The sequence below is a fragment of the Streptomyces sp. NPDC059010 genome, assembly GCF_042740355.1.
Taxonomy (GTDB): Bacteria; Actinomycetota; Actinomycetes; order Streptomycetales; family Streptomycetaceae; genus Streptomyces.
Window position 1 is genome coordinate 15,314 of record NZ_JBHYJA010000070.1, and the last position, 24,536, is coordinate 39,849.

The 24,536-nt window shown below is 68.6% G+C and carries 22 protein-coding genes and 2 pseudogenes; 13 read left to right on the forward strand and 11 right to left on the reverse strand.

The features are described 5' to 3' along the window. Positions 1 to 319: 319 nt before the first annotated feature. Positions 320 to 451: pseudogene (locus ACFWYS_RS43665) on the forward strand (RICIN domain-containing protein); the annotation flags it as partial. A 220-nt stretch (positions 452 to 671) separates the two neighbouring features. Here ACFWYS_RS43665 and ACFWYS_RS43670 read toward each other — a convergent pair. The 5 genes from ACFWYS_RS43670 to ACFWYS_RS43690 all read right to left on the reverse strand — a co-directional run bounded on the left by ACFWYS_RS43670 (position 672) and on the right by ACFWYS_RS43690 (position 6,364). Beyond that, positions 672 to 1,799, reverse strand: coding sequence for a metalloprotease (locus tag ACFWYS_RS43670; RefSeq protein ID WP_384782082.1), 1,128 nt, complete (start codon positions 1,797 to 1,799; stop codon positions 672 to 674). A gap of 443 nt (positions 1,800 to 2,242) precedes the next feature. Then, a complete protein-coding gene (locus tag ACFWYS_RS43675) occupies positions 2,243 to 2,776 on the reverse strand; it encodes a hypothetical protein (protein WP_384782084.1) in 534 nt (177 codons plus the stop codon). Positions 2,777 to 2,889: 113 nt separating this feature from the next. Beyond that, the gene (locus tag ACFWYS_RS43680; RefSeq protein ID WP_384782122.1) at positions 2,890 to 3,276 is read right to left on the reverse strand and encodes a PPOX class F420-dependent oxidoreductase; all 387 of its coding nucleotides are present in this window, start codon (positions 3,274 to 3,276) and stop codon (positions 2,890 to 2,892) included. Positions 3,277 to 3,363: 87 nt separating this feature from the next. After that, the gene (locus ACFWYS_RS43685) at positions 3,364 to 4,707 is read right to left on the reverse strand and encodes an aldehyde dehydrogenase family protein (protein ID WP_384782124.1); all 1,344 of its coding nucleotides are present in this window, start codon (positions 4,705 to 4,707) and stop codon (positions 3,364 to 3,366) included. A 103-nt stretch (positions 4,708 to 4,810) separates the two neighbouring features. Further along, positions 4,811 to 6,364, reverse strand: a complete 1,554-nt coding sequence (locus tag ACFWYS_RS43690) for an MFS transporter (protein ID WP_384782086.1) — start codon at positions 6,362 to 6,364, stop codon at positions 4,811 to 4,813. A 115-nt stretch (positions 6,365 to 6,479) separates the two neighbouring features. Here ACFWYS_RS43690 and ACFWYS_RS43695 point away from each other — a divergent pair, with 115 nt between their 5' ends. From ACFWYS_RS43695 to ACFWYS_RS43705, 3 genes are all read left to right on the forward strand, one after another. Continuing rightward, on the forward strand, positions 6,480 to 6,896 hold the full coding sequence (locus ACFWYS_RS43695) for a MarR family winged helix-turn-helix transcriptional regulator (RefSeq protein WP_384782088.1): 417 nt from the start codon (positions 6,480 to 6,482) through the stop codon (positions 6,894 to 6,896). A gap of 400 nt (positions 6,897 to 7,296) precedes the next feature. After that, positions 7,297 to 7,947 carry a class I SAM-dependent methyltransferase gene (locus ACFWYS_RS43700; RefSeq protein WP_384782090.1) on the forward strand — a complete coding sequence of 217 codons (651 nt, stop codon included), beginning with the start codon at positions 7,297 to 7,299 and terminating at the stop codon, positions 7,945 to 7,947. Between the two features lie 164 nt (positions 7,948 to 8,111). Beyond that, complete coding sequence (locus tag ACFWYS_RS43705; protein WP_384782092.1) at positions 8,112 to 8,348, forward strand: hypothetical protein; 237 nt, start codon at positions 8,112 to 8,114, stop codon at positions 8,346 to 8,348. Between the two features lie 269 nt (positions 8,349 to 8,617). On the opposite strand, the gene ACFWYS_RS43710 is transcribed toward ACFWYS_RS43705, so the two are convergent. Then, positions 8,618 to 9,022, reverse strand: coding sequence for a DUF4345 family protein (locus ACFWYS_RS43710; protein WP_384782094.1), 405 nt, complete (start codon positions 9,020 to 9,022; stop codon positions 8,618 to 8,620). Positions 9,023 to 9,070: 48 nt separating this feature from the next. Then, the gene (locus tag ACFWYS_RS43715) at positions 9,071 to 9,832 is read right to left on the reverse strand and encodes an SDR family NAD(P)-dependent oxidoreductase (RefSeq protein WP_384782096.1); all 762 of its coding nucleotides are present in this window, start codon (positions 9,830 to 9,832) and stop codon (positions 9,071 to 9,073) included. A gap of 124 nt (positions 9,833 to 9,956) precedes the next feature. Here ACFWYS_RS43715 and ACFWYS_RS43720 point away from each other — a divergent pair, with 124 nt between their 5' ends. After that, positions 9,957 to 10,565 carry a TetR/AcrR family transcriptional regulator gene (locus ACFWYS_RS43720; protein WP_384782098.1) on the forward strand — a complete coding sequence of 203 codons (609 nt, stop codon included), beginning with the start codon at positions 9,957 to 9,959 and terminating at the stop codon, positions 10,563 to 10,565. Positions 10,566 to 11,096: 531 nt separating this feature from the next. On the opposite strand, the gene ACFWYS_RS43725 is transcribed toward ACFWYS_RS43720, so the two are convergent. Together ACFWYS_RS43725 and ACFWYS_RS43730 are read right to left on the reverse strand one after the other, a co-directional pair. Further along, complete coding sequence (locus ACFWYS_RS43725; RefSeq protein WP_384782100.1) at positions 11,097 to 11,888, reverse strand: alpha/beta fold hydrolase; 792 nt, start codon at positions 11,886 to 11,888, stop codon at positions 11,097 to 11,099. 181 nt (positions 11,889 to 12,069) lie between these two features. Beyond that, positions 12,070 to 12,690 carry a TetR/AcrR family transcriptional regulator gene (locus ACFWYS_RS43730; protein WP_384782102.1) on the reverse strand — a complete coding sequence of 207 codons (621 nt, stop codon included), beginning with the start codon at positions 12,688 to 12,690 and terminating at the stop codon, positions 12,070 to 12,072. Between the two features lie 55 nt (positions 12,691 to 12,745). On the opposite strand from ACFWYS_RS43730, the gene ACFWYS_RS43735 reads away from it, so the two are divergent. Next, complete coding sequence (locus tag ACFWYS_RS43735) at positions 12,746 to 13,324, forward strand: HXXEE domain-containing protein (protein ID WP_384782104.1); 579 nt, start codon at positions 12,746 to 12,748, stop codon at positions 13,322 to 13,324. 183 nt (positions 13,325 to 13,507) lie between these two features. On the opposite strand, the gene ACFWYS_RS43740 is transcribed toward ACFWYS_RS43735, so the two are convergent. Further along, positions 13,508 to 14,302 carry a helix-turn-helix domain-containing protein gene (locus ACFWYS_RS43740; RefSeq protein WP_384782106.1) on the reverse strand — a complete coding sequence of 265 codons (795 nt, stop codon included), beginning with the start codon at positions 14,300 to 14,302 and terminating at the stop codon, positions 13,508 to 13,510. Between the two features lie 73 nt (positions 14,303 to 14,375). Between ACFWYS_RS43740 and ACFWYS_RS43745 the strand changes: the two are divergent. The 3 genes and pseudogenes from ACFWYS_RS43745 (at position 14,376) to ACFWYS_RS43755 (ending at position 17,012) form a co-directional block, all read left to right on the forward strand. Next, positions 14,376 to 15,193, forward strand: a pseudogene (locus ACFWYS_RS43745) (phytanoyl-CoA dioxygenase family protein). Beyond that, a complete protein-coding gene (locus ACFWYS_RS43750; RefSeq protein WP_384782108.1) occupies positions 15,190 to 15,462 on the forward strand; it encodes a hypothetical protein in 273 nt (90 codons plus the stop codon). The pseudogene ACFWYS_RS43745 and the gene ACFWYS_RS43750 overlap by 4 nt, the downstream one beginning before the upstream one ends. A gap of 65 nt (positions 15,463 to 15,527) precedes the next feature. Beyond that, positions 15,528 to 17,012, forward strand: a complete 1,485-nt coding sequence (locus ACFWYS_RS43755; RefSeq protein WP_384782110.1) for an RICIN domain-containing protein — start codon at positions 15,528 to 15,530, stop codon at positions 17,010 to 17,012. Positions 17,013 to 17,024: 12 nt separating this feature from the next. On the opposite strand, the gene ACFWYS_RS43760 is transcribed toward ACFWYS_RS43755, so the two are convergent. Beyond that, positions 17,025 to 19,478 (reverse strand): SpoIIE family protein phosphatase, encoded by a 2,454-nt coding sequence (locus tag ACFWYS_RS43760; RefSeq protein WP_384782112.1) that lies wholly within the window; start codon positions 19,476 to 19,478, stop codon positions 17,025 to 17,027. Positions 19,479 to 19,950: 472 nt separating this feature from the next. On the opposite strand from ACFWYS_RS43760, the gene ACFWYS_RS43765 reads away from it, so the two are divergent. The 4 genes from ACFWYS_RS43765 to ACFWYS_RS43780 all read left to right on the forward strand — a co-directional run bounded on the left by ACFWYS_RS43765 (position 19,951) and on the right by ACFWYS_RS43780 (position 24,444). Continuing rightward, positions 19,951 to 21,621: an extracellular solute-binding protein gene (locus ACFWYS_RS43765; protein ID WP_384782114.1), complete on the forward strand. Its 1,671-nt coding sequence runs from the start codon at positions 19,951 to 19,953 to the stop codon at positions 21,619 to 21,621. Next, on the forward strand, positions 21,621 to 22,673 hold the full coding sequence (locus ACFWYS_RS43770; RefSeq protein WP_384782116.1) for an ABC transporter permease: 1,053 nt from the start codon (positions 21,621 to 21,623) through the stop codon (positions 22,671 to 22,673). Before ACFWYS_RS43765 ends, ACFWYS_RS43770 begins: the two co-directional genes overlap by 1 nt. After that, entirely contained in the window at positions 22,670 to 23,596 is a 927-nt protein-coding gene (locus ACFWYS_RS43775; RefSeq protein ID WP_384782118.1) for a carbohydrate ABC transporter permease, read from the forward strand. Before ACFWYS_RS43770 ends, ACFWYS_RS43775 begins: the two co-directional genes overlap by 4 nt. A gap of 131 nt (positions 23,597 to 23,727) precedes the next feature. Further along, positions 23,728 to 24,444 carry a hypothetical protein gene (locus tag ACFWYS_RS43780; RefSeq protein WP_384782120.1) on the forward strand — a complete coding sequence of 239 codons (717 nt, stop codon included), beginning with the start codon at positions 23,728 to 23,730 and terminating at the stop codon, positions 24,442 to 24,444. The last annotated feature ends 92 nt before the right edge of the window (positions 24,445 to 24,536 follow it).

Below are 24,536 nucleotides of genomic sequence, written 5' to 3' on the forward strand. Positions count from 1 at the left end.
GCTGAAAAACGCTCACTTTTAGCGGGTCACCCGAGCACTCCAGTGCAAGCCCAATGGGAGTGCATGCATTACTCGGCCTGCGGAGATCGCTCAATGAGCACCCAGGGAAGCGATTTCCCTCAAGTCCTCGGTTTTCGTGGGGTCGCGAAAAGTAGAGACACGGCTCTTGGACATTCGGCAGGCCGAACGGTTGTCGTGGGCGGCACCGTTGACCGTCTGCTTCTGATCGGCCATGTGCAATTGCGGGAGCGGTGCCTTCAACGGTGTCCGCCCGCTATCAGACGATGGCCGACGCCGTGACCCTCGCCCTGCTCACGCCAACCAGAAGTGGACCGTCCACGCGGACGGCACCATCACCGACCTCACGGGCCAGTGCCTGGATGCCTCCGGGAAGGCAACCGCCAACGGCACAGAGCTGATCCGGTGGACCTGCAACGGCCGGGCCAGCCAGATCCTCGGCGGGCGCGCAGCCGCTGCAAGAAGTCGCTCCACCGTGGGCACCTTGCTGATCTTCGAGCTATGGCGGTGCGCCAGGGTCCTTTGTGCCAGTGGTGGAGTGGGACATGGAGCCCGCCGACGCGGACGTGCTGCGCGGTCTCGGCAGGCGCTCGCTGTACGTCTGTTCCCCGGCTTCTCTGCCAGTACCTGATTCTGGGGGGGCGGAGGTGGTGTCAGTAGGTGATGGTGTGGTCGTCGAGGATTTGCTTCGCCGCGTCCGTCGTGGGAAGGCCCGCCTTGGGCCGGTCTGCGGTGAAGTATTCGTTGAAGTCCGTGCTGTGGTGGTCGGTCATCAGCTGGATGTGCTTGTTCCAGCTGCCGCCGTCGGGGCCGTCCTTGGCCCACAGGTCGAGCAGGGAGCTTCCTATGCGGCCCTGGACGGCGTCGCCTTTGTCCCAGGGCGTGTTGGGATCGTTGTGGAGGTCGAAGTCCGAGCCGTCCCCGTAGACGTAGCGGTAGTCGCCCAGGCTGTAGGCGGCAACCGCGTCAGCGAAGCCCTCGGTCCAGGCGCATCCCCTGGTGGTGGTCCGATCGAAGGGGTGGCCGTCACAGCCCGGAGCATCGGTATCCCGGTGGCCGTACAGCTCGAACTGGAGCCAGTGGCCGGCCTCGTGGAGGATGAGGTGCTTGGAGTTCGCGTCCTCGGCTTCGAGGACGACATTGCGGCTCCCCGGGTCCCAGTATCCGCCTTTGGTCGCGTCCGCTGCCCAGGTGAAGGTCAGCCTGTCGCACTTTCCGCTGCGCTGGTGCCGGGTCCAGCAGGCGGACCCTGAGCTGTTGGCCTCGGCTGCTTTCCGGTACAGGTCGTTGAGGGTGTCGACGATCTTCCAGGCGCCCTGCTGGTCGGCCGGGGCCTTCACGGAGCCGAGGTCGTTGCTGCCCGTTACGTTCCTCAGGTGCCGTGTCTCGAAGGTGAACTCGGTCTTGGAAGCCGGGCCGATCACCCGCCACAGCTTGGTGCTGCTGGACCGGAACCGCACGTAGAGCTCGGGCAGGGGACCAGGCCCGTCGGAACAGGCGTGGAAGGTCCCGTTGTTCCGGTCGGTCACCCCGGAGGCGAGCAGCCGGGTCCTTCCGCTCGCGGAAGTCTTACCCCGCAGTTCCCAGTTGGCGTTACGTGCAACGGAGTTGGTCAGGGCCTTGGCCGCATCCTTGCCTGCTTCGGCATCGTGGTGGTCGTAGGTGAGCTTCCCGGTGAGGCAGGTCTTCGCGGCGTCGTCGGCCGATTGATCACAGGACGTCAGGGTGCCGCTCAGTATGGCTACGACTGTCAGTGCGGCGGGGTGCCGGTATCGGATCAAGGTTCGGCCCCTTTCATGGAGCGGGGTGCCCAATGGAATAGAGCGTCGAGGTGGGGCGGGCGTTCCTCACGAGGCGGCGGTTGTACGGGCGATCCGGCTTGTCCGTGTGGGCCGGTGTCCGGCATCACGGCCGGAGCCGGCGCGTCGCGGCGTGCCGGCTCTAAGAGGCGCGTCCCGGTGTCGTGCGACTTACGGTTGCCCTCCCGGCGGACGCCGCCGCAGGGCGGGTGCAGGGGTGGTTCGCAGCCAGGTGCTTGGGCCGTGACGACACTCTTCATTGGCAACCGAGAGTGACGTTCCCGTGTCGGTGGGAGAAGTCGCAGCGATCACGCCCATCCAGAGCCTGAGGACCAGCAGGGAACCGACCCCGCCGTTTGGGCGTGATGTCGACGCCGGTCCAAGGCGGGGCTGCCGGTCACGCATGGCGGGTCGCCCGGCGGAGGTCAGGCGGCAGGGGACAGCGCCACTGAGCCGACGGGTGCGGCGGCGCGGGCCGTGGTCGCGTGCATGGGCCGAACGGGGCGGACGGTGCGGACTGTGGCCGCGACCTGCGAGTGGCTCCGCGCGAAGACAGCGAGGCGCAGCACCGCGAACCTCGCGACACCGGCGAGTGCGGAGGCGGAGAGGTAGACGACCTGCTCCAGCACCACTCCGGGTGCCGCCACCAGTTGCCGCAGGACAAGCATCGCCGCGGAGGTCACCGCGTACGCGGCCGCCGCGGACCCGGCCGACTGCGCATGCTGGCGCCAGGTCGCGCGCCCGCCTGCGCCGAAGGTGAAGCGGGCGTGCAACTCGGTGGCGAGGAGCGTGGAAGCCGCGGTGATCAGAGCGTTGGCCAGGCCCCAGTAGACCCAGGAGGCGAGGACCGCCACGGCGAAGCCGGCGGCGAGCCCCACTCCGCCGCCGAAGAGTACGAAGCGGGCGAAGGAGGTGAAGGTGCCGGGTGTCGCCCGCTGCTGACTCTGCGCTGTCTCCATGATCCGACCCCCTTGATCGCTCACTCGTTGCGTGCCGTGACCGCCTGATGGCCTTCACCAAGGCCATCCGACAGCGGCTCCTGATACGGGAACTGACGGTGCGTGAACCCCCGCTACGGGGTGAGTCGCACGCGGATGCCCAGCGTCGCGTCCCCTCCCCGGCGCAGTCGGCTGTTGAGGATCATGAGTCGGCCGATGATGCCGTACTTGCGGGCGATGAGTGAGCGGTAGCGGGCGCTGGTCGCCGTGTCGGTGATCTCGGCGGTGGCCGGGACAGGGTCGCCCGTGGGGTTGCCGCGCAGGTCGCAGGGGCCGACGAGGATGTCGCCGCGCGCCCGGATCCGCTTGACCTTCCAGGAGTCGGCCTGGGTCTGCACGCCGAGCGTGTCTCCGTCACGCACGACCCACACCGGGGTGGCGATCGGGGTGCCGTTCTTGCGGTAGCTGGTGACCAGCATGTACTTGCCGGTGCTGAGTTGCTCCAGCAGCGCGTCGTCCATGATGCGTTGGTGCTCCTTGCGGCTGCGTTCGCGATCGGTGGTCTCTTGGGTGGCGTACCGCATGGGGGTGCCTTCCTCCGGGATGGTTCAGCTCAGCGGGACGTCGAGGATGGCCTTGCGGTGGCTGAACGTCTCGATGGAGTAGCGGCCGTGGTAGTTGCCCATGCCGCTCTCGCCGACGCCGCCGAAGGGGAGCGTCGGCACGGCGAGGTGGCGCATCGGCAGGCCGAAGTTGAGGCCGCCGGATGAGGTCTCGGCGGCGAGGCGGCGCTTGGTGGTGTTGTTCTCGGTGAAGGCGTACAGGGCGAGGGGCTTGTCGCGGTCGTTGATGAACGTGATGGCCTCGTCCAGGTCGGCCACGGTCAGGATCGGCAGGATGGGGCCGAAGATCTCCTCCTGCATCACGGGCTCGTCGGGCCGGACATCGGCGAGCACGGTCGGGGCGATGTACTTGTCCGCGCGGTCGGCCTGCCCGCCGGTGACCGTGCGGCCGGAGTCCAGGAGTGCGGTCAGCCGGTCGAAGTGGCGCTCGTTGATGATGCGTCCGTAGGCGCCGGAGGTCTGCGGGTCTTCGCCGAACTGCCCCTTGAGCGCGACGGCCAGGGCGGCCTGCAGTTGGGTCGCGGTGTCCGGGTCGGTCAGGACGTAGTCCGGGGCGACGCAGGTCTGTCCGGAGTTGGCGAACTTCGTGACCGCCAGGCGCTGCGCGACCGTGGCGATGTCGGCGTCCCGGTCGACGAACACCGGTGACTTGCCGCCGAGTTCGAGGACCACGGGGGTGAGGTGCTTCGCGGCGGCGGTCATCACGATGCGTCCGACGGTGCCGTTGCCGGTGTAGAAGATGTGGTCGAAGTGCTGCTCCAGCAGCGCGGTGGTCTCCGGCGCACCGCCCTCGACGACCGCGGTGGCGTCGGTGTCGAGATAGGCGGGCAGCAGCTCGGCCAGCAGTGCCGAGGTGCGGGCGGCGTACTCGGCGGGCTTGATGACGACCGCGTTCCCGGCGGCGAGCGCGCCCGCGACGGGCACGAGCAGCAGATTGACCGGGTAGTTCCACGCCGCGATGACCAGGGCGACGCCGAGGGGGTCGAGCTTGGTGCGGGCGGTGCTGCCGGAAAAGCCGGGCATCGTCACGGGGGCGGGCTGCGGGGCGGTCCACTCCTCCAGGTGCTCCAGGTAGTCGTCGATCTCGGTGATCGTGAGGTCGATCTCCATGGCGTCGGCCTCGGCGCGGTTCTTGCGCAGGTCCGCGTAGAGGGCGTCGGCTATCGCCGCGCGGTTGTCGGTGAGCAGCGCGCGCAGGCTGGTCAGCTGCTGCCGACGCCAGGCCAGGGGCTTGGTGCGGCCGGTACGGAAGGTGGCGCGCAGCCGGTCCACCAGCGCGGTGGCTTCGACGGCGGTGAAGGTGTCGTCGAGGGTGAAGGCTGCCTTGATGTCGGTCACAGTCGTGTCCTGTTCGGATGAGGGATAACCGGTCAGCATTCGCAAGGGGGAAGGAGGACCGCGGTCATTCAGGTGGTGCGGTCTGCCGGTGCGGTCAGACGGTGACGGTCGCGCGCTCGGGCGCGGTCTCCTCCTCGCTCGACGCGGCGAGCGTGTCGGTGGCGGCCGACGCAGACGCACGGCGGCGGGTGGCCAGGCCGACCATGGCCACGCCGATGACCAGCAAGAACGCCATTCCGGCGAGGGCGAAGCTCAGGGTGTACTGGCTTTCGGCGGGCAGCGCGGGGACGCCGGCGGGCAGGTTGTCGAGCGTCTTGGAGGCGAGCAGCGAGGTGATGACCGCGCTGCCGATCGCACTGCCGGTGGAGCGGGAGATGGAGTTGATGCCGTTGGCGATGCCGGTCTGGTGGTGCGGAACGCCGGCCACGATCAGGGCGGGCATCGCGGCGTAGCCGAAGCTGACGGCGACACCGACGACCATGCCGGCGAGGATCACCGACGCGGTGGTGTCGTGGGCGAGGGTCAGCCAGGCGAACCCGATGACGCCGAAGGCGGCACCGGCGGCGAGGGTGAGACGTGCGCCGATGCGTCGTACCAGCACGCCTCCGAACTGCGCGGCCACCAGCGAGACGAGGGCCGAGGGCAGCAGGTAGAGAACGGAGGCACGCAGGACGGAGGCGCCGAAGCCGTAGCCGGCGATCTCAGAAGGCGTCTGGACCAGGTAGGAGACGCCGATGAACTGCGCGAACATGGCGAATCCGACGAGCAGTCCGGCGAGGTTGGTGAACAGCACCGGCCGGTGGACGAACATCTTCATGTCGACCAGGGGCTCGCGGACGCGGCGCTCGACGAGGACCCAGACGACGGTCATGACGGCGGCGCCGGCGAACAGGGCGAGCGTGCGGGCCGAGGTCCAGCCCCAGGTGTGACCCTGCGAGATGGGCAGCAGGAGCAGCACGAGCACCAGCGCGAGACCGGCGGCGCCGAGCCAGTCGGTGCGCCCGCCCGGCCGGGTGCGCGGCGCGGGGACGGCGACCGCGACCGCGATCAGCGCGGCGGTGGCGAGCGCGGCGGCCAGCCAGAAGACCAGGTGGTAGTCGGGGTTGGCACCCTGGGAGAGGAGTCCGGCGCTCACCAGGGCGAGGCCGCTGCCGAAGCCCAGCGTTCCGCTGACCAGGGCCATGGCGCCGGGCAGCCGCGCGGGCTCGACCTCTGTGCGGAGCACGGACAGCGCGAGCGGGAAGATCGCGGTGGCGGCGCCCTGCATCACGCGGGCCACGATCAGCCACAGCATCGAACTCGTGGTCGCGGCCAGCACGGATCCGGCGACCATCACCACCAGCACGCCGAGCAGGGTCGGCTTGGTGCCGTGCTGGTCGCCGAGGCGGCCCAGCAGCGGCGTGAAGACCGCGGCCGACAGCAGCGTGGCGGTGGTGACCCAGCTGACCTGGGCCGTTGTGGCGCCGAGGTCGTTCTGGATGATGCCCAGGATCGGGATGACCAGGGTCTGCATCATCGACACGACCATGGCGGCGAGGCCCAGCACCAGGACGAGGCTGAGGCTGCCGGTGCGGCGCTCCGGCGCGGTGGCAAGGGAGGACTTCACGGTGTTCTTTCCGGTGGAGGGTTGCCCTAAGGATGGGTGCATCGATGGTCGAGGAGTCAGACCATTGAGGTACTCGATGCTTGAGGACATAAAACATTAGAGAGCTGGTGAATGTCAAAGGTTGGGAGGTTCAAGCTTTTCGGGGTACCCTCGACGTATGCCGCCCATCCCCTCCAAGGCAGAGCTCATGGAGCTGCTCGCCCACTCGGTCAGTACGCACTACGCCGACTTCACGGCCGCCGCCGCCGACATGAGCCTCACTTCCAGCCAGGCGAAGACCCTCGCGGTGCTGCGCCGTGCGCCGGCCTCGATGCGCTCGCTCGCGCACACCCTCGCCTGCGACGCGTCGAACATGACCGGGATCATCGACCGGCTCGAAAAGCGTGACCTGGTCCACCGTGAGGTCAGCACCACCGACCGCCGCGTGAAGAACGTCGCCCTCACCGAGACGGGCGAAAAGGCGATCGACACCATCCGTGAGCGGATGGAGCAGACGCAGACCGGCCTGGACCAGCTGTCCGACGAGGAGCGCGCCGAACTCTTCCGCCTGCTGACGGTCGTCTTCCCGCAGTGATGCGCGCAGGTGCTGTTGTGTCGAACAGGCGAGGGGTGACTGGCGTGCCGGCCGGTGCCCCGCGGTAACCGTCATGCGCGGTGGGCGGTGGCGAAGGTGGGCTCGATGGGGGTCGTCTGCTGAGGATGCCGTCTGGGCGGCATCTTCATGTGGATGCTGAAGGGCCTCTGAATCGGGTTGACGAGTGGCGCGAGCGCGCGGCGGGAGCTACTGTGGCGGGATGGTAGAACGACCGGTCTTTCTGTCGGATGTAAGTGTCGATAGCTTTCCATGGCCGACGTCGCTCTTCGAGTCCCTCCGTCCTCAACAGGGCCGGTCACCACAACCACGGGACCTCACCTCGCCTTGCCCGTTCACGCAGATACGAGCGGCCCTCCACACTTCCCGACAAGGGCACTACATGACCACGAGCACCCCGCACCGCACAGCCCGGCACTGCTGTCTGCGCAAGCCCCCGCAGGAGTCGAACGACTACACCCTGTTCCTGCGGCAGTGGGTGCGCTCACCGGCCCGCATGGGGGCCATCGCGCCCAGCTCGCGGCACCTGGCCGAGGCGGTCTGTGCCCCGGTACCCGAACGCGGCGAGCCCGTAGTGGTGGAACTGGGTGCCGGCACAGGACCGTTCACCGCCGAGATCCAGCGCCGGCTCGGCGGGCGCGGCCGCCACCTGGCCGTCGAGATCGACCCACTCCTCGCCCAGCGCCTGCGCCACCGCCATCCGGGGACAGAGGTGATCCAGCGCGACGCCGTGCATCTGCGCCACCTGCTGGACGAGCGCGGCATCGAGCGCGCCGACGTGGTGATCAGCGGCCTGCCCTGGGCACTCTTTCCCCCCGCCACCCAACACCAGCTGTTGGACGCGACATCCGCGGTACTCGCCTCGGCAGGTGCCTTCACCGCGTTCACCTACCTTCACGCCGTGCCCCTCACTCCCGCCCGGCGGTTCCGCGAGATGCTGGCCGGCCGCTTCGAGGAAGTCGTCCCCAGCCGCACCGTATGGCGCAACACACCACCGGCCTTCGTCCTCCACGCCCGCAGACCCCGCCCATAGCCCCACCCCGGCCACCCGGTGGTGATCGCACTCAGCACTTGGTGACCCAAGGGGATCCGCCCCACTGCGGTACGCGCCGTTCGGCACTCACCGAAACCAATCCCGCCGGGTGGTCGCTACGAACCCTTCGTGACCGACAATCCATCGGCAACAGGGGGTTAGCCGTGCAGCGGAAGACGACTACTACCACCACACCGGGCCGCAGGTGGGCCCGGAGGCTCGCCGTCGCTGTCGCCGCCACCGGCGTTCTCGTGGGCGGCGGGGTCCTATCGGCGGGTTCGGCCAGCGCCGCCACCTTCTGCGGAGCGACGCCGGCCGGCGGCTACGCGTGCATCATCGGACAGGAGGACGGATCGTTCAACTACTACAACAGTGACGGGGAGATCATCTACAACTGGTGATGCTGCACCCCAGCGCGGCGAAGCCCCTCGTCGTTGGCGTGGTGATTCCACTCAACACGCCATCGGCCGGGGGGCTTTGTTGGTTCCGTATCCTTCCACGCTCGACGTCCCGCACGAAGTTGTGCTGCTTCGAGCAAGCCCGGGATGCAGCGGTGCAGGAAGCGCGGCATGAACGTCCGGGTCATCGCCGTCCTCGACGGCACACCGCGGTGATTCTCCCGCGCGACGCCGGGACGCTCGTGGACCGGGCCTGTCGCGGGGCGGGTGCCTCAGGCAGCGCCCGGCGCTCGTCTGGATCTGAGCGCAATGGAATGTGCCCGGACGATGACGATCGCGAGGAAGAATTCCAGGAGGGCGGAGGCGAGGAAGACGCCCGCTGGGCTGGGAATGCCGTACTGGGAGAAGGAGACCAGCCGACCGACGCCCCCGAGGAAGATCGGGACCGCCAGGAAGTAGACGAGTACTCCCTGCTGACGGATCGTTGCCGCCGCCCAGAAGAAGAGGGGAGCCCAGCCGATGTAGACGCCTGCCATGAATCGGTGGGCGTTGTCCGCATCTGCCGGGCCTCCCTGCGCCAATTGCTGCAGGCCGTCTCCGAGCGTGATGGCGGTGGCGAGCAGCAGGCAGACACGGATGATGGTGTTGGCTGCTGAGACACGAGTGCCGACCGCCACCACGCCTCCTTGCTTGTCCGCGTAGGGACTACGGGCTCGGGCTCCGGCTCAGGCCTGCTCGGTGGGGCGTACGAGCAGTTCGGCGACGGCCACGTGCCGGGGACGGGTGACGATGTAGCCGACGGTGTCGGCGATGTCCTGGCTCTGCAGCCGGTCGATGTCGCCGAGTCCGGCGTTGAGGAGCTGCTGAACGGCCTCGGAGTTATGGGTGCGCAGTTCGGTGTCGACGCTGCCCGGTTCGATGACGGACACACGGACATGCTGCTTCGCCAGTTCCTGGCGCAGCGCCTCGCTGAAGCCGGTGACGCCGAACTTGGTAGCGGTGTACACGGCCATCATGGCGTAGGCGTTGCGGCCGTTCAGCGAGCTGATGTTGACGATGTCGGCGACCCGGCGCGGCCCGTCGGCGGCGGCCTTGACCAGGTGCGGGACGGCCGCGTGGCTGGTGTACAGCAGACCCATCAGGTTGATGTCGACCATCCGCTGCCATTCGTTCAGGTCCGCGCCGGGGGTGGGGCCGAGGAGCATGAGGCCGGCGTTGTTGACCAGCGTGTCCAGGCGGCCCAGGCCCTCGACGGTTCGCGCGACCGCTTCCGCTGCGGCCTCGGCGGTGGTGATGTCGGCGGGCACGACCAGGGCCTCACCGCCGGCCTTGGAGATTTCCGCGGCGAGGTCGGTGAGCCGGTCCTCGCGTCGGCCGACCAGGGCCACGGACGCGCCCTCGCCGGCAAGCTCCAGGGCGGTGGCGTGGCCGATGCCGCTGGACGCGCCGGTGACCAGGGCGACGGTTCCTTCAAGACGACGAGTCATTGTTCAAGCCTTTCGATGCGCGGCCACGTTGCTCGGGCCGCACGGGACAGGGAGTGACGGCCGCTGGTAGGCCGTAGGGAGGGGTGGGGGCCGCTCAGGGCCGTGCCACGGGCAGAATGGGCAAGTGAGTACTACTGGGCAGAAGACAACCAACCCCAAGCGTCAGGGGAGCACGATCGAAGGAGACCTGCCTCCTCGTGAACGCCTGGTCCAGGCCGCGTCGCGGCTGTTCTATTACGAAGGTGTACGTGCGATCGGCGTGGAGCGGCTGATCGCCGAGGCCGGGGTGACCAAGGCGACCTTCTACCGGCACTTCGCCTCCAAGGACGACCTGGTCGTGGCCTACCTGCTGACCAAGGACGCCTACTACAAGCAGGTGGCTGAACCGCTGGCCGCCGGACACCCGCCCGCCGAAGCGATCGACCTGATCTTCGAGGCGATCGCCGAGCACGCCCGCGAGCGCGGCTTTCGCGGATCGCCGTTCCTGAACGCGGCCGCCGAGTACCCGGACGCCGACCATCCGATCCGTGGCCTGGTGGCGACCCACCGAGACTGGATCCGCAACCTCTTTGAGGATCTGCTCACCAGGCTCGGCCACGCCGACCCGGTGTCGGCCGCTGGTGCACTGCTGATGCTGTACGACGGCGCGATGGCCGCCGGCTACCTGGACGACTCCAGTGCAGCGCACAAGACCCTGCTTGACGCGGTCCGGCTGATCCGGTCGGAAGGCTGACGCCGTCGGAGCCGCATAAAGCAGCGGCTCTGTGCGATGCCCCGGCTGGGCCGGGGCGCGGATTGGTTTCACGGAACCTTTTGATCTCTCTTCGACGTGCACCGGCGACCTACTGGCAGCCCCGCCTGGGGGCAGCCCAGCCGGGATGGCCGGCATAGACCCTCCCCGAGAGGGAGGAAGACCGGTCGTTCTACCTAACCGACGATAGCTCTCTCGCCGCCCGCGCGCCAACCGATCGACACGCTTGTGGCATCCCTCACGGACTGCTGCTGAAGCGGAGATGTGCCGCGCAATGACTTACGCATTTCTGCTTTCGGGCCGACAACGGCTCTGGCCGAGGTTGTCGCCCGTGATCCGCTGTGCGGACTCCGCGGTGACGGACTGCACGAGCACCCTGCCCCACCTGGACCCGCCGCCATGGCGGCTAGTGCTGCCGCGCGCGGCCGGGAAGGCGTGCAGCAGGATCCGGTCAGGGCGAATGCGCGCGGTGTGTGTCGTGTTCTTCGGGTCTGTGCGGCGTTCGACCTCGGCTCACTGAGCCATGTGTTGCTCCAGTGCGGCGAGGAATGCGTCCGGGTTCTCCAGGTGGCAGGCGTGGTCGCCGGGGAGTTCGAGAACCCGGGTGTCGGGCAGCCGTTCGTCGAGGACGGCGACGACCCGCTTGAGCCAGTCGGTGGTCGCGGAGCCGTGGACCAGGAGGACGGGGCACCGGATGTCGGCGAGTTCGGCGACGTCGCGGTCGGGCCGGTCGGCCTGCTGCGAGCTCCAGGACAGGGTCATCCGGTGCGGGACCCAGCGGGGCCAGGCCGGGTGGTTACGGGCCTGGTCCTTCGACGGCGTGAGCCCGGCGAGTTGGAGGAACTCGGCCAGGTCGTCCTCGCTCACGTCCTGTCCGGCCAGCGCATGCAGGAACTGGTTCAACCGGGCGACCTCGGGGTCGGCCTCGCCGAGGCTGTCGAGGATCCAGTACGCCGCGGGCTCCACCAGCGTCAGCGTCCTCACCCGCTCCGGATGGGCCAGGGCGAACTCGATGAGGGCTCGTCCGCCGCCGGACCATCCCGCGAAGTCGGCGGTCTCGGTCCCGAGGGCGTCCAGGGTCATGAGCAGTGATTCACGCTCGATGGCCGCGGTGTACCCGGCGTCCCCGCGCTCGCCGGCCGAGCCGAGTTCGTTGTGGATCGGCTGCACCCTGATCGTCCTGCGCCTCGCGGACAGGGTGTCCGCGAGCGGTGTCCACGACACCCATCCGGTGAGTCCGCCGGGTACCAGGACGACCGGCGGTCCCTCACCCTTCACCTCGTTGACCAGGACCCTCGGTTTCATCGCCCACCTCTGACGGGTTGACAGCAGATCCCGTCAAAGTAACCACGATCCCGGCTGCAGGCAGAGGATGTCGGACCATATGCGCAGGTTGGTGTCATGGGTGGCCTCACGGGTGGTGTCGGATACGTCGGCTATCCGAAATCGGCCGTGAGACTCCGGCGCGGAATCTGAGGTACCACTGTCAACGCAGATCCTCGCCGGAGGCGAGGTGGAGGCCGACGGGCTGCAGTACCGCGTCGACCACGGACTCCACGAACCCTTCTTCGGCTGGGAGTTGCCGTAGCAGGATCCGCATCCACACGGCGCCCGCGATGAGGTCGACGAGGAGAGCGGGGTCCGTGTCTGCGGACAGCTCGCCGCGGGCGACGGCACGGGCGAACAGTGGCCGTTCCCGTTCGAGGCGGTCGGCGAAGAAGTCCCGGGCAAGGAAGGCAAGTTCATCCTGGCCGCCACCGCTGAGCAGGGCGCGGGCGACGGGGCCGGTGCGCTCTCCGTTCACCATGCGGGCCATCTGTCCAGCGAGTGCGATCAGGTCGCCCCGGAGGCTTCCGGTGTCGGGGATGTCGATGTCGAGCATCTGGGAGCGGAGCAGTGCGGCTCGCAGCAGTGGCCCCTTGGACGGCCACCACCGGTAGATCGTCGTCTTGTTCACCCCCGCCCTCTGCGCGACAGCCTCCACGGTCAGCCGCTGGTAGCCGCGTTCGATGAGGAGTTCCAACGTGGCCTCGTGGATACGTTCGGCGGCGCGCGGCCCGGTGCCCGCCGTGCGTCGCCGGGGATTGCTCGTGCTGTCCTCGCCCATGGCCTCTAGTCTAAATCGCAACGCAACGTTGCGTTGCGATTTCTGAGGAGGAAGCATGGCTCGTGCGCGGCGCAGGACCATGGCGCATCCGGCGGTGTCCGCGGAGACGCACGTCGTACCCACCGGTGTCTACTGGGGGTTGTTCGCTGCCTGGGCGGCCAACGACCTGGAGGAACTACTCACCATGGCCCCCTGGTCCCGTTCCGCCGGACCGCGCCTGAAGGCACGCTTCCCCCGCGTCCCGGATGCGGTGTGGAATCGGATGGAAGTCACCCAACCCCAGGTGAACACCGCGATCGGCCTGATGGCCCTCCTGATGGCAGCCGCCGCGGCAGACGGTGCCCGCAGCCGGGGTCACAGCGCCTTCTTCCGCACCGTCCTGACCGGTTTCGGCCTCCACGGTGTGGTGCACCTCGCCCAGTCGGCGGCCTACCGTGGTCTGACCCCGGGCGTCGTGACCTCCCCGACCGTGGTGATCCCCTACAGCGTGTGGGCACTGTCCCACCTGCGCCGCGCCGGCCTCCCGCCCGCTTCCCGGACCCTCGGCCTCGCCCTGCTCCCCATGGCGGCGGGCACCGTGCACACGCTGGCGCGGCGCCTGACTCGGACGACGAAGCAGGCAACGGAGGCGTGAACCCCCGAAACCCTCGCCGTTCCCGCGTGTCCGCAGCCTCAAGGAACGTGTGCCGGGGAGGGGCCCTCCGTGCCGACGTTCGGCCCGGGGGGTTCCTGGCCGTGCGCGGGCCGAACGGATCGGCACGGTCGGCTTTGTGGACGCGCCCGGGCCGGGCCGGCGGCAGCTGTCCCTCAGCACCGCTCACAGTCCTCGGCCGTCCCGCCCCGCAGGGCCGGCCGCACGTATGTCACGCGGACTCGCGCCGAGTTCACGGCGGCAGGCCTTGTTGAAGGCCTGGAGGTCGGCGATGCCCACGGCCGCGGCGATGGCGGTGATGGAAAGGGTGGAGGCCAGCAGGAGGTGGCGGGCGCGTTGAAGGCGTCGGTGCCGGATGTACGACACGACGGTGAGGCCGGTTTCGGCACGGAACACACGCGTCAGGTGGGTGTGGGAGATGCCGACCACGCGGGCGACGTCCGGTACGGACAGCGGGCCGGCCAGGTGTTCCTCGACGTAGGCCTGTGCGGCGGCCACGAAGGGGTGGCGGCGCCCTGCTTCAACGCCCTTCGGCAACTCGGCGACGCGCCACAGAGCGGTCCAGACCTCGGCCGTGGCTCGTGGGGGAGAGGTCGGCATGGCCGTCACAGCGCGGCGGAGCAGATCGGCCAGGCGTGTGCTCTCGGTCGCCGCGTCCTGCATCACCGGCACCACGCGCGCGGCTCCGCCGTCCTGCAGCCGTAGATGGACGTAGAGATGCTCCGACCTGCCCCGGTAGTGGAAGTGCACCTCCGTGTTCGGCGGCACCAGGCTGACGTGGCCGGGGCGTATGGGGTGGACCGACTGCCCGAGGGACAGCGCACCCTCGTAGTGGTAGAGGTGTAGCTGCCACAGGTCGGGCAGCCGGAAGACGTCATGGGCGGTGGAGACGCCGTGCACGCCGATGCCGGCGTTGACCACGGTGGGGGCCTCGTCGAGCCGTACTGTTGCGTGTTTCACGAGGACGGAAAATTACCAGCACTGGGCGATTTCAGCCCACGACCGATCGAGATCGGGCCCGTACGTTCGGCGCATGTCAACCAGCAAGCAACTCCTGACATCGGTTCAGGTGGCGCGCTTCGTAGCGCAGGGATTCCTGCGCCTGACGGGGTGGTGCCGCAGGAGATCAACGAACGGGCCATCGCGACCTTGACCGAAGGACTGCCGGACGTGGCCTACGGCACTGCGCTGAGTGCGGCGTTCGCGTCGGACACCTTCGTCCACGAGCTGCTCGCCCTGCCGGTCGTCGCAGGCGCCGTCGAGAGCCTGGTCGGTCCCGGGCCGACCGTCGACCACCACGCCGTTCATGTGCGCGAGCCGCACGAGGGACACGCGCAGCCGCTCCACGGAGACGCGATCATCGACGTGCGGCCGGACGCGTTCGACATCCAGCTCATGTACTACCCGCACGAGGTGACCGCCGAGATGGGCGGCACGCTCAGTGTGCCCGGAAGCCATCTGCGCAGGATCAACGAGACGGACGTCGGCCGCGTCCAGAACCTGCGGGGGCAGACCCGTCTGACCTGCCCGGCGGGCACGGTCGTTCTGGTGCACCACGGCATCTGGCACGGTGGCCGCCGCAACGACACCGCGGATCGTCGCTTCATGTACAAGCTCCGGCTCAACCCGACCGTGCCGCAGGTGCGCCTGTGGGACGTGTCCGACCTGCACGACCCTGCGGTGACCGCGGAACTGAACACGTACTTCCCCTGGTACGAGCAGGCCACGGCCCGACTGGAGATCTACAACCGGGTCCAGCTGTGGCGGGCCCTGACCGGTGACGACTCGTTCGACGTCGAGTTCTGGGTCACGCGCGTCAGCAACCGGCCGACCCTGAGGAGTCACGTATGAGGCAGCAGGTTCTGGTTCTCTACCTCGTCACGTCGGCGCTGGACTCCCACGTCGTGGGCTGGTCCCAGTACGACGGCACCGGCAGGACCCGCCCGACGACCGGTGACAGCGACGAGCCGCCCTATCCCACGGGGCTTGCCGCGCTGCTCGACGGGTGGCGCCTGTTCCAGGCGTCCCAACTGCTGCCGCCGCAGGCCGGTCACGAGTACGACGTCTCCTTCCTCAAACACGAGTTCTTCTTCGAGAAGGTGGAGGACGGCTCTCGATGACATCCATATTTCAGTGGCAAAGACGCGGGAGGCGAACGGCTGTCCTCGCCGCGGTGACCGCCCTGATGGCAACGCTTCTGACGGCCTTGGGTACCGCCGGGACGGCGCGGGCGGCCACGGTGGATACGAGCGCGTCCTATGTGCTGGTGAACCGGGGCAGCGGGAAGGCTTTGGATGTGGCGGGTGTGAGCACCGCTGACGGGGCGGGCCTGACGCAGTGGACCCGCACCGACAACGCCAACCAGCGGTTCCAGTTCGTGGACTCGGGTGGTGGCTACTACCGGCTGAAGGCGCAGCACTCGGGCAAGGTGCTGGACGTCCTGAACTACTCCACGGCCGACCACGCGGACATCGTGCAGTGGGGTGACGCCAACGGCACCAACCAGCAGTTCCGGCTGGCTGATTCGTCGGACGGTTATGTCCGGCTGATCAACCGCAACAGCGGCAAGGCGGTCGAGGTGCAGAACGCGTCGACCGTGGACGGTGCCAAGGTCGTGCAGTTCACCGACTGGGGCGGGGCCAACCAGCAGTGGCAACTCGTCCGCGCTACGGGAGCGCTGTCGCAGGTGCACACCGCGGGGCGGGTCAAGGACAACGGGAACACGGTGCAGTACAGCTGGCCCGGCGTCTACTTCGAGGGCCGTGTCAGCGGCACCGGCGTGGGCGTCGTGCTCAACGACTCGGCCGCCGACTACGACGTCCAGATCGACGGATCCACCGTCGCCACGCTCGTCACACCCGGCAACACCACACACTGGATCAACGGCCTGTCCAACGGCACGCACACCGTCCGGCTGGTCAAGCGCAACGACACCCCGGGGGACACCAGCACGTTCGGAGGCTTCGTCGCCGCCCCCGGCGGTGCCTTCCTGAGCAAGCCGGCCGCCCGCAGCCGCCAGATCGAGTTCATAGGCGACTCCCTCACGGTCGGCTACGGCAACCTCTCGGCCTCCCGCACCTGCACCTCGGACCAGCTCAGGCGGACCACCAACTCCGACGTGAGCTACGGCGCGCTCACCGCCCGGCAACTGAACGCCGACTACCAGATCAACGGCTACTCGGGCCTCGGCATGGTGCGCAACTACAACGGAGGCCGTACGGACGTCACGTACCGGACCTTCTACGACCGTGCCCTGCTGAACGTGTCCGGCGACGTCTGGCAGAACCCGGGCACCTGGCGCCCCCAGGTCGTGGTGGTCAACCTCGGCACCAACGACTTCTCGACCGCCATCAACCCCGGTGAGCCGTGGACGACCGACAGCCTCGCGGCCGGCTACCGCACCGCCTACGGCGACTTCATCCAGAAACTGCGGACGCGCTACGGGCCCGACACGGCCATCGTCGCGGTGGGCGCCGGCCAGTACGCCGGTCATGTCCAGCAGGTGGTCAAGGCGCGCAACGACGCCGGTGACAGCCGGGTCCGCTACTGGTTCCTCGACGACTCGGGCCTGGACTTCCTCGGCTGCGACTGGCACTACTCGGCCCACGACGACCGGCTCATCGCCGACCGGCTCACCTCGTTCATCGCCGGTCTGCCGACGGGCTGGTGACCGGCACACAGCTCAGTGCGGCTCGGACTGAGGGAGGGTCTGCGCACACCAGATCGTCTTGCCGTTGGTGGTGTGCCGGGTGCCCCACCCCTGGGTCAGCTGGGCGACGAGCAGCAGGCCCCGGCCGCCCTCGTCGAAGGCGCGGGCCCGGCGCAGGTGCGGTGCGGTGTTGCTGGAGTCGGAGACCTCGCAGATCAGGGAGGTGTCGCGGATCAGCCGCAGCTTGATCGGCGGTTCGCCGTATCTGATGGCGTTGGTGACCAGCTCGCTGACGACCAGCTCGGTGACGAAGGCGGCCTCCTCCAGGCCCCAGGCGTCCACCTGGTCGACGGCGAACTTCCTGGCGCGCGGCACCTGCGCGGGGTCCGGCTCGACGTCCCAGTCGGCGACGTGGTGGGGAGCCAGCGCGTGTGTGCGAGCGAGCAGCAGGGCCGCGTCGTCGGTGCGGCGATCGGGGAGCACCGCGTCGAGCACCGTGTCGCACAGGGACTCCAGCGAGGTGGCCGACTGGTTCAGGACGCGCTGCAGTTCGGCGACTCCCTTGTCGACGTCGCGTGCGCGGCCGTCCAGCAGCCCGTCGGTGTAGAGGGCGAGCAGGCTGCCCTCGGGCAGTTCGAGCTCGGTGGCCTCGAACGGCAGCCCGCCGATGCCGAGCGGAGGTCCCGGCTGGGCGGTCACCGGGGTCCTGGTGCCGTCCGGGGAGATGATCAGCGGCAGGGGATGGCCTGCGCTCGCCAGCGTGAACCGCCGGGACACCGGGTCGTAGACGGTGTACAGACAGGTGGCCCCGGTCTCGCCGGTCGGCTGGAAGTGGCCGGTGGGCTGGAGGTCGCTGCCGAGGTGGAGGACCAGGTCGTCCAGGTGGGTCAGCAGTTCGTCCGGCGGCAGGTCCACATCGGCGAGGGTGCGGACCGCCGTCCGCAGCCGGCCCATGCTGGCCGAGGCGTGTAGGCCGTGCCCGACGACATCGCCGACGACCAGGGCGACCCGGGCGCCGGACAGCGGAATGACGTCGAACCAGTCACCGCCCACTTCCGCACCGGCCCCGCCGGGCAGATAGCGGGATGCCACCTCGACCGCCTCATGGTTCGGCAGTCCCTGCGGCAGCAGGCTGCGCTGGAGGGTCAGCGCGGTCGTGCGCTCGCGCGAGTAGCGGCGGGCGTTGTCGATGGCGACGGCTGCCTTCGCGGTCAGCTCTTCGGCGAGGATCAGGTCGTCGGCGGTGAAGGCCTCGGGCCGGTCGAGCCGGGAGAAGGCAACGACCCCGAGCAGCGCGCCGCGCGCCCTGAGCGGCACGGTGATCCGGCCGGTCAGCCCGTCCGCGGCCAGGGACCCGTCGATCACCGGGTTCCCCGGTGGCCAGTGGGCCGGGTCGGCGGCGAGCCCGGGCCCGAAGGCCCATTCGCCGCCCTGGCCGGGTTCCGCGGCGAGCTCGACCGTGGACCTGCCGGTGGCCAGGCAGCGGGCGGCGACCGAACCGTGAGGGTGGCTGACCGGTGCCGTGGGCCCGGGAGCGCGGGCGGTGTCGTCCTGCGCGCTGTGCCGGGCGGCACGGCTGAGCACGATGGGCTCGCCGGAGGTGAACGCGGACACGGAGGGGGGTTCCTCCCCGCGCAGCACCTCGTCGAAGAGATCCACGGTGACGAGGTCGGTGAATCCCGGCACCGGGGTCGTGGCCAGCTCCCGGGCGGTGCCGATCACGTCGAGGGTCCGGCCGATGCCTCCGCTGGCCTTGTTGAGGATGAGCAGGCGCTGCCGAGCCCAGTACTCGGCGCTCATGTCGAATCCCCAGTTGGCGATCGCGCGGACCCTGCCCCCGGCATCCCGGACGGGCCAGATACTGGTGGCCCAGGCGTTGGCGTAGTCACTGCCGCGAGGGCGGAAGACGGTGATGAGACGCGTGGGTTCGCCCGTCCTCGCCACTTCGGCGAGCGCGTCCGTGTAGGGCTTGTCGTCTCTTTCGGGAAACAGCGAGCGGTCGAACTCGGGAAGCACCTCGCGGTACTTCTTACCGAGCACTTGCTCCTCGGAGTGTGCGATCACCCGGCCCGAAGAGGCGTTGATCCACAGAAACCGCAGATCGGGGTCGTAGACGCCCAGGGCGAAGGGCGACTGCTCGAAGGCCCGGTCGGCGACCACCGGGCGGCTTCCCCAGCGCTGGACGGTCACCGCGTGACCCAGTGCCCGCCCGTCGGGGCCGGACAGCGGATGAGCCGTCACCACGGCGTCCACCGTGGAACCGTCCCGGTGGTGCAGGAGGATGAACCCTGTGGGGTCGGGGCCGGCGCCGTAGCCCTCGGGGAAGCCGGGTGGCGGGGGATCGACGAGCAGGTCGGTCACGGGGCGGCCGACGATGTCCTCCGCCGACCAGCCCAGCAGGAGTCGACCCCCCTCGCTCCAGCCGCTCACCGTGCCGTCCGGGTCCACCACGGCAACGACAGTGGGTGCGTCCTGCCTGTCGGCCATCTCCACCGCCACGCCTCCGTCCGGACAGCCGTGCCCGTCAGGGCTGGTTTCCAGCGGCTGATTCCAGCCTAGATCGGCCGCCGCTGCGCGGCGCTCCCGTTGGTGCGTTCGGGAAAGGCGGTGGTGTGTTGCGGCGTATGAGGGCAGACACATGGGATTCCATGAGATGCAGCGGTGAACGCTTTCGAAGCGCTTCGATGAGAGAAGTACCAGGGGGACTGTCAAGAGGTCGACATGGATTCTTCAAGCAGCGCATTGGGAAAGGCCCCTCTGGTGCCTCACAGGAATCTTGGAAGCGACTCTTGTGCGCCCTTGAGCGTTCACTTAACCTCACAGCAACATCGAAGCGCTTCGACTGCGAAGTACGTCGCAGTAATGGGATGTTCCCGTTTCAGCTCAGTCAGTTCCAGTCACGACACCGCAGCCGACGCCCTCCGCCGGGCGTCCCGGTGCGCCATGAAGGGTTGACGCAATGACGTCGAACGCCGCCTCCATATCCTCAGGATCAAGCCGGAGAAGCTTCCTCGCCTCCACGGCGGTCGCCACCGCAGCGGTGGCCGGCGGGATGCCGCTGCTCACCGCCTGCGGCGGATCGGACAGCGAGTCGCGCGAGGGCGCCACCTCGGGCAAGGCCGCCGACAAGCTGATCCCGACCTACGTCGCCAGCACGGTCGCCGAGCCGGATCTACCGTCGAAGAACGGTTCGTCGGCCGGTTACACCGGAAAGGTCGACCTCGCGGCCCTCGCCGTCTCGGTCCCGAAGAAGCTCGGCACCGGCGCTCCCCTCAAGATCATGTCCCCGCTCTGGGGCACCCCGCCGAAGCCCGGGTGCGCCTACTACAAGGCGCTCGACGCGGCGGCCGGCACCAAGATCACCTGGCAGAACCAGGACGGCAACACCTACGGCCAGAAGCTCGGCGCCATCCTGGCCTCCAGCTCCCTGCCCGACATGGTGGTCGTGCCCGACTGGGAACTGAACAACAGCAAGATGGCGAACGCGGTCACCGCGAAGTTCATGGACCTCGGCCCCTACCTGGCGGGCGACAAGGCCAAGAAGTACCCGAACCTCGCCGCGATCCCCTCCGACTCCTGGCGCATGGCCATCTTCGGCGGCGCGCTGCGCGGCATTCCGCTCCCCACCGCCCCCGCGAGCTTCATCACGCCGTACTACCGCAAGGACATCTTCGACAAGAAGGGCTACTCCGTACCCAAGTCGGCCGACGAGTTCCTCAGCTGGGCCAAGGAGGCCACCAGCGTCAAGGCCAAGGTGTGGGCCTGCGGTGACATGTCCTGGATCTCGGGGGGCATCTTCGGCAACCTCGCCGGCTGGAACATCGATGACGACGGCAAGCTGAGGTACGGCATCGAGCGGCCCGAGTACCTTGAGGGCCTGGAGTGGGTCCGCAAGCTGTTCGACGCCGGCGTGGTCCACCCCGACGACAAGGCGGAGTCCGGCGACCCGGGCCAGCGGTTCACCGCCGGAGAGATCCTGATGTGGGTCAGTGAGGCCTCCGCCTGGTACACGAAGACTGCCGAACAGGCCAAGGCCAACCCGGACTTCCAGATCGAGGCCATGGACATCTTCGGCGCCGACGGCGGCAACCCGACGCTGACCGCGTCCTCGCCCGCCAACATCTGGACGATGATCCGCAAGGGCGCCTCGAAGGAGACCGTGGAGAACGCGCTGGCCGCCGCCGACTTCGCGGCAGCGCCCTACGGCACCAAGGAGCGCATGCTCGTCGATTACGGCGTCGAGGGCACCCACTACACGGTCAAGGGCGGCGTCCCGGTCAAGACCGACCAGGGCAACTCCGAGGTGATCAACGCCTGGGTGATGCTGGCGGCCCCGGCTCCCTATTTCGCCCACCCCGACTTCCCCGAGGTCGCCCGCAAGCAGACCGAGTGGCAGCAGCGGATGGGCGCCTTCGCGAAGAAGACCTCCACCTACGGCATGAAGATCATCGAGCCGGCCCGCTACGCCAACCTCGCCAGCCAGCACGAGCAGCTGCAGAAGGACTACGTACGCGGCCACAAGAAGTTGTCCGACGTGCAGGCCGCCATCTCCACCTGGCGGTCCTCCGGCGGCGACAAGCTGCGCGACTGGTACAAGGAGCTCCTCGACAAGAACGGCAGCGGCAACTGATGGCTCTCACGGCCGGGAGCAGGCCCGACGGGACTCGTCCCCCCGCGGCCGTCGAGGAGCCGACGGCCGCGGTCGCAGCCGCGAGGGCGAAGGCACGGGCGCCGCGCAAGGCGAGCAAGGCCGGCAAGGTTCCCTGGCGGATCCGGCTGCGCCGGGACCGCGCGCTCATCCAGATGACCCTGCCCGTCATCATCCTGCTCCTGATCTTCAACTACGTCCCGCTGCTCGGCAACGTCGTCGCCTTCCAGGAGTACGACCCGTACGTCGCCGGCAACGGCATCATGGCGATCTTCCACAGCCCCTGGGTGGGCGTGGAGCAGTTCTCGCGGATGTTCGACGACCCGCTGTTCTGGAGTGCCACGAAGAACACCCTCGTCCTGTTCGTGCTCCAACTGGTGCTGTTCTTCCCCGTCCCCATCGCCCTCGCGCTGGTCATCAACAGTGTGATCCGGCCCCGGGTGCGGGCCGTGGCGCAGGCGATCATGTACCTGCCGCACTTCTTCTCCTGGGTCCTCGTCGTCACCGTCTTCCAGCAGATCCTCGGCGGCGCGGGCATCATCGCGCAGACCCTGGAGCAGCACGGCTGGAGCGGCTTCGACCTGATGACCGACGCGGACCTGTTCAAGTACCTGGTCACCGCACAGGCCGTGTGGAAGGACGCCGGCTGGGGGATCATCGTCTTCCTCGCCGCCCTGTCAGCGGTGAGTACCGATCTGTACGAGGCCGCCGCGATGGACGGTGCGGGGCGCTGGCGGCGGACGTGGCATGTGACGCTGCCCGCGCTGCGCCCGGTGATCGCGCTGTTGCTGGTGCTGCGCGTGGGTGACGCCCTGAGCGTGGGCTTCGAGCAGTTCCTGCTCCAGCGCGCCGCGGTCGGTTCCGGGGCCAGTGAGGTCCTGGACACCTATGTGTGGAACATGGGCATCCAGAACGGCGACTTCAGTTACGCGGCCGCCGTCGGCCTGGCCAAGGGACTCATCGGAGTGGGCCTGGTCCTGAGCGCGAACAAGTTCGCGCACCTGCTGGGCGAGCAGGGGGTGTACAAGAAATGAGCCTCAACACGCAGCTCATCCGCAGTCTCAAGGCGCCCGCCCGCCCGGTGTGGGAGGAGCCGCCGAGCAAGGCCGGAATCACCGCCAAGAGCGGCTTCCTCCTGTTCTGCTGCCTGGGGGTGCTCGGTCCGCTGTGGATCGTGATCGTCACCAGCCTCTCTCCCAAGCCCGTGATCGACCGGGTCGGCGGCCTCGTCGTGATCCCCCAGGGCATCACGTTCGTCAACTACACCGAACTGCTCGGCGGCGGCCAGGTCAGCCGGGCCATCATGGTCTCGGTCGGCGTCACGCTCTTCGGCACGCTGTTCTCGATGGCGGTGTCGGTACTGGCGGCCTACGGCCTGTCGCGGCCGGGGAGTCTGGGCCATCGGTTCTTCCTGATGACCATGATGGCGACGATGTTCTTCGGCGCCGGGCTCATCCCGACGTACCTTCTGGTGCAGTCGCTGGGCCTCACGGACACCTATCTGTCCCTGATCCTGCCGAGCGCGGTCAGCGTCTTCAACATCCTCGTCCTGCGGGCCTTCTTCATGGGGATCTCACCCGAACTCACCGAGTCCGCCCGCATCGACGGGGCAAGTGACCTGCGCATCCTGCTGACCATCATCATCCCGCTGTCGCGTGCGGTGCTGGCCGTCATCTCGCTGTTCTACGCCGTCGGTTACTGGAGTGCCTGGTTCAACGCCTCCATCTACCTCAGCGACCAGCAGATGATGCCGCTGCAGAACGTGCTCATCCAGCTGGTCCAGAAGAACACCGAGGCGCCGACCGGCCTCCAGCAGGCTGTCCGCACCGGGCAACTCTCCTCGCTGGGGCTGCAGATGGCCGTCATGGTCCTCGCGCTGATCCCCGTCGCGGTCGCCTCCCCCTTCGTCCAGCGGCACTTCAAGAAGGGCATGCTCACCGGAGCCATCAAGGGCTGAGCCCTTTCGCAGTCAGGACTTCTTCCGGCGACGCGGAGCCGAATACCTCGTCGCCGGAGAGGACCACGCCAACAACACGAGGGCGTGGTGGCAAATCCCCCACATTTCCCCCCACCCGTGGAAGGGACACCATGGTCAAAAGCAGAGTCCGCAGCATCGCCATGGCTGTGCTCGCGCCGACGATGGCTCTCGGTGCCACCGTCGGACTGGCCTCCGCCCCCGCTTCGGCCGCAGTGTGGAACTCCTGCGACCAGTGGGCCAGCACCAGCCTGAACGGCTACACGCTCTACAACAACATCTGGGGCTCCGGCGCCGGCGGCCAGTGCATATGGGCCAACTCCGGGACCGGCTGGGGTGTCCGGGCCGACCACCCGGGCACCGGCGGCATCAAGTCCTACCCCAACTCGACGAAGGCGATCAACAAGACGATCGACTCCCTCGGCCGGCTCACCAGCGACTACAACGTCAGTGTCCCGTCGTCCGGCGCGTACAACACGTCGTACGACATCTGGGACACCGACCACGACTACGAGATCATGCTCTGGGTCAACTACAACGGAGCCGTCGGCCCGATCGGCGGCTATGAGGGCAACGTCTCCCTCGGCGGCCACAACTGGAACGTCTACAAGGGCACCAACGGGTCCAACGAGGTCTTCTCGTTCCTGCGGACGTCCGACTCCAACGCCGGCACCGTGGACATCAAGCCGATCCTCCAGTGGCTCGCCTACGACAAGCGCTGGATGGCCGGCAACGAGACCATCGGTGAGGTGCAGTTCGGCTACGAGATCACCTCCTCGTCCGGCGGACTCAACTTCAACACCAACAACCTGACCGTCAGCGGCGGCTGACCCGGCCGTGGGGGGGGGGGCGCGCGGGGGGGGGGCGGCCCGCTCGGCGGCGGGGGGGGCGGCGGGGCAGGCGGGGGGGGGGGCGGGCCGGG

Bases quoted from the DNA above. Each gene is read 5' to 3' on its own strand.
- ACFWYS_RS43695 (WP_384782088.1), top strand. From the start codon at position 6,480: ATGCCGCCCATCCCCTCCAAGGCAGAGCTCATGGAGCTGCTCGCCCAC.
- ACFWYS_RS43700 (WP_384782090.1), top strand. From the start codon at position 7,297: ATGACCACGAGCACCCCGCACCGCACAGCCCGGCACTGCTGTCTGCGC.
- ACFWYS_RS43735 (WP_384782104.1), top strand. From the start codon at position 12,746: ATGGCTCGTGCGCGGCGCAGGACCATGGCGCATCCGGCGGTGTCCGCG.
- ACFWYS_RS43730 (WP_384782102.1), bottom strand. From the start codon at position 12,690: ATGGGCGAGGACAGCACGAGCAATCCCCGGCGACGCACGGCGGGCACC.
- ACFWYS_RS43715 (WP_384782096.1), bottom strand. From the start codon at position 9,832: ATGACTCGTCGTCTTGAAGGAACCGTCGCCCTGGTCACCGGCGCGTCC.
- ACFWYS_RS43680 (WP_384782122.1), bottom strand. From the start codon at position 3,276: ATGGACGACGCGCTGCTGGAGCAACTCAGCACCGGCAAGTACATGCTG.
- ACFWYS_RS43750 (WP_384782108.1), top strand. From the start codon at position 15,190: ATGAGGCAGCAGGTTCTGGTTCTCTACCTCGTCACGTCGGCGCTGGAC.
- ACFWYS_RS43760 (WP_384782112.1), bottom strand. From the start codon at position 19,478: ATGGCCGACAGGCAGGACGCACCCACTGTCGTTGCCGTGGTGGACCCG.
- ACFWYS_RS43675 (WP_384782084.1), bottom strand. From the start codon at position 2,776: ATGGAGACAGCGCAGAGTCAGCAGCGGGCGACACCCGGCACCTTCACC.
- ACFWYS_RS43775 (WP_384782118.1), top strand. From the start codon at position 22,670: ATGAGCCTCAACACGCAGCTCATCCGCAGTCTCAAGGCGCCCGCCCGC.
- ACFWYS_RS43780 (WP_384782120.1), top strand. From the start codon at position 23,728: ATGGTCAAAAGCAGAGTCCGCAGCATCGCCATGGCTGTGCTCGCGCCG.
- ACFWYS_RS43770 (WP_384782116.1), top strand. From the start codon at position 21,621: ATGGCTCTCACGGCCGGGAGCAGGCCCGACGGGACTCGTCCCCCCGCG.
- ACFWYS_RS43755 (WP_384782110.1), top strand. From the start codon at position 15,528: ATGGCAACGCTTCTGACGGCCTTGGGTACCGCCGGGACGGCGCGGGCG.
- ACFWYS_RS43690 (WP_384782086.1), bottom strand. From the start codon at position 6,364: ATGCACCCATCCTTAGGGCAACCCTCCACCGGAAAGAACACCGTGAAG.
- ACFWYS_RS43765 (WP_384782114.1), top strand. From the start codon at position 19,951: ATGACGTCGAACGCCGCCTCCATATCCTCAGGATCAAGCCGGAGAAGC.
- ACFWYS_RS43725 (WP_384782100.1), bottom strand. From the start codon at position 11,888: ATGAAACCGAGGGTCCTGGTCAACGAGGTGAAGGGTGAGGGACCGCCG.